Annotated in this window: 5 protein-coding genes; all 5 read right to left on the bottom strand. The window is 40.8% G+C overall.

All coding sequences use genetic code 11. From position 1 onward, the window contains the following. Positions 1 to 223: 223 nt before the first annotated feature. Positions 224 to 928: a glycoside hydrolase family 73 protein gene (locus AC1DUA_RS32130; protein WP_477503600.1), complete on the bottom strand. Its 705-nt coding sequence runs from the start codon at positions 926 to 928 to the stop codon at positions 224 to 226. Further along, entirely contained in the window at positions 925 to 1428 is a 504-nt protein-coding gene (locus tag AC1DUA_RS32125; RefSeq protein ID WP_477503599.1) for a phage holin family protein, read from the bottom strand. The genes AC1DUA_RS32130 and AC1DUA_RS32125 overlap by 4 nt, the downstream gene beginning before the upstream one ends. 32 nt (positions 1429 to 1460) lie before the next feature. Next, a complete protein-coding gene (locus AC1DUA_RS32120) occupies positions 1461 to 1946 on the bottom strand; it encodes a hypothetical protein (protein WP_477503598.1) in 486 nt (161 codons plus the stop codon). Continuing rightward, positions 1940 to 2551 (bottom strand): DUF4376 domain-containing protein, encoded by a 612-nt coding sequence (locus tag AC1DUA_RS32115; RefSeq protein WP_477503597.1) that lies wholly within the window; start codon positions 2549 to 2551, stop codon positions 1940 to 1942. Before AC1DUA_RS32115 ends, AC1DUA_RS32120 begins: the two co-directional genes overlap by 7 nt. A gap of 15 nt (positions 2552 to 2566) precedes the next feature. Further along, positions 2567 to 2901: hypothetical protein (locus AC1DUA_RS32110; protein WP_477503596.1), on the bottom strand; the 335-nt coding region annotated here is incomplete at its 5' end.

Here is a 2901-nt window from a genome sequence, read left to right as displayed (position 1 = left end):
TCTTTGTATAGAACAGTTGTATCCAAAAAAATATTCATCCTAAATCTCCCGATAAATGTAAAATTTTGTTTTTTCAAACCTATTGTGTGTATAATAACTCATAAACTTCATTTCAATCAATCTACATCATTAAAGTATTGCTTTTTTAGAATTAAATTCAATTTTTACAACAACAAGAATGTTTGACCATATTATAGTAATATATCTGAGAACATCTTAATAACTATACTATCCCCATTCGATGTAAGATTCGAAGTAGACGATAAAAATCATAACTAGCGCCCCTCGGAGTATCAATTAGTGGCTCGCCATCTTTGCAGATTGTTGAACTCGCTGCAGCCACTGCATCTAATGCCCACTCAGGTACTGGCATATTTGATCTCTTTTCTAATACACTAATCTTCTCAATATGCGCCTCTGCAGTGTTTAGTAGTGTTTGAATTTGTCCTTTTAACTCCTCAATTTCTCTCAGCATGTTATCAGCCTCCTGATCAAATTGTTGTAACCAATTACTCTCAATGATCCCGATTATTTTTGTCGCATACTGAGGATCCGTCGCATATCCTGCAGCTTGCRATGCCCTTGCCGCCCCTGCATAGTCCCTTAATGAACATTGATCAAAGAATCCTGCATTGCGGTACCTCGGATTCTCAAGTAAAAACTTTGAATGATCCGTAATACTGCCAAGCCAGTTCTGATATGATCTAAAACCTGCTTTGATAGACACCCACTGACCGTTGATAAATTCTTTTGTTGTCTGAGTCGGTCCACTTCCTTTAATTCCGAATAGATTGTTGCCGGGAGCCGACTGCCCCCACGCGCTTTCCAGAGCTGCCTGAGCAATTGTAATACTTGCAAGCACACCCGTATTAATCATGTCCTCTACAGCTGCGGGTGCGATTTTATTAATGAATTCTTGATTTCTCATTTGCTCATACCGTCCTTCTGACGATTCGCTCGCTCGATCTTCGCCTTAATTTCACTCCCCACAAATGAGGTAACGCTCTTAGGAATCCACTGTTCCCAGCCAGCTCGGTACGCATTAGCTGTCATGCTCTCCCAGGTATGATAGATAAGCATGATTGTGATTGAAAAGAATGCATACCCTGGTTGGTTGATTCCAAAAACACTCAGTGATACCTTGTCAAGTAATCCACCGATAATAGGAAACCAGAGCATCAAAATTGTCCGCGGTACCGCCCTAATTCCATACTCAGAGGAGTAGCTTTCATCTTTCTTAGCTGCAGCAGTCCCAGTTATCCAGTCAGCAATGATGACAGCGATTAATAAAATAAAAGCCCATGCTTTTCCGTTTCCAAATGACTGCATGATAAATGGCCCGAGGAAAGCTCCGACGAAACCTGCTCCAACATTTGTTGGCTTTATGATTGATTCTAAACTCATGATTGATTGAAAATATCGATTCATGAACGCCTCTTTCCGCCTAATATTGGCGCTAGTTATTTTAACCACGGTGAATCCCATAGGTCTTGTGGACTTACATCGCCAGTAGTTTGCTCGACAATCCAAACCCCTGTTTCAGCTCGTACGGCTTTGACTAATACTTCCGCACATTCGTTTGTAGTGGGATTATCATAGTAAATCGGAATGCCTAACTTTTTTCGAAGCAGTAGAGCAAAGACCTCTCCCCATCCATATGGGCTTCCCTTCGTCCTTTGGATTCGCTGTAGGATTCTCTCTCGTACATTTGGCGCAAACCGAAGGTGCTTCACATTGAATTCCGCATAATCATCAATTGATCCGTAACCAGCACGTCGAAAAGCATTGACTTCGAAAGTTACTCCTGGGCAAATAAAATAGGCTACATGGGAATATTCGCTCCCAGTAGCCCATTTGACTAATTTTCCTATGACTCTATCTTTCAAGGTTTGATTACGGCGGCGGCGAACAAAGATAACATCGCAAGGTTGGAGATGATTTACCACCTTATCGCCTCGACTTCTTCTAGTGTTGTTGCAGCTTCAACTTGCGCCTTTAAAACCCAATACTTACCAATGTTTGTATTTTTATGAGTAAGACCTGCCCCGAATACTTCTTTGAACTGAGCGAAGGTATGCGCTTGGGGTAAACCAGACGCTTTCCAAATGACCGGCTCCGAAACTAATTCTGCTGTGATAGCGTTCAGCATGCCTCCTAGGTTTATTTGTGCGTCGTAGTCAAAATCGTATAGATACTGAGTGCCCAGCGCGTTCGATGTGAAACCTGCGAGTATGGATGCATTGCAGAACTCATTTAATTGTTTGATTTTTTGTGTTTTGGCATCCTCCAAAGTTCCGTCATTGTAAGGTGACCAAATGGGATTTTCTGTTGTGACATCAATTCGAAGTTGGTATTTTGAAAATTCCAGTGCGTATTGACCATAACTTAACTGAAGACAACCGACTGTGCTCGGCACCCTCTCGTGAAGCGCTGCGTATACCTCAAAATCTTGTTCTATAGTTGTTTCTATAACATCCCCTGACCGCTCTCCAGTATCTTGAATAACATTTCCAGTCGCTAACTCATAATATATGCGTCTACCGATTTCCATAGCCGTTCCCCTCCCTTATCCTACTGCCCAATATGTATATGTTTTATTAGATAAATAAGCTGGTAGTATACAAACGCCTAATGTATTCTGTAAGATACCACCATTTTTATAAGTGTAATTTGTAAACTGAGAACCGCCACCACTACTATTTTGGTAAAAATAAACTAAATCTGTACCACTTATTTGACCATTTATCACATTTGTATAATATACAAACGACGAATCAGGACCAGTCGCCATAACATATTTCGGAATGAATGACAAACCAGTAATGGTAATGTAATTCCATGAGTTTGAAGTACCACCCAAATTAATAAATGAACCAGTAGAAGAAGATGATACAGCAGTAC

The organism is Paenibacillus sp. 01T422 (genome assembly GCF_056398785.1).
The sequence above is the reverse complement of the archived record's forward strand: the minus strand, read 5'-3'. Positions and strand labels throughout refer to the sequence as shown.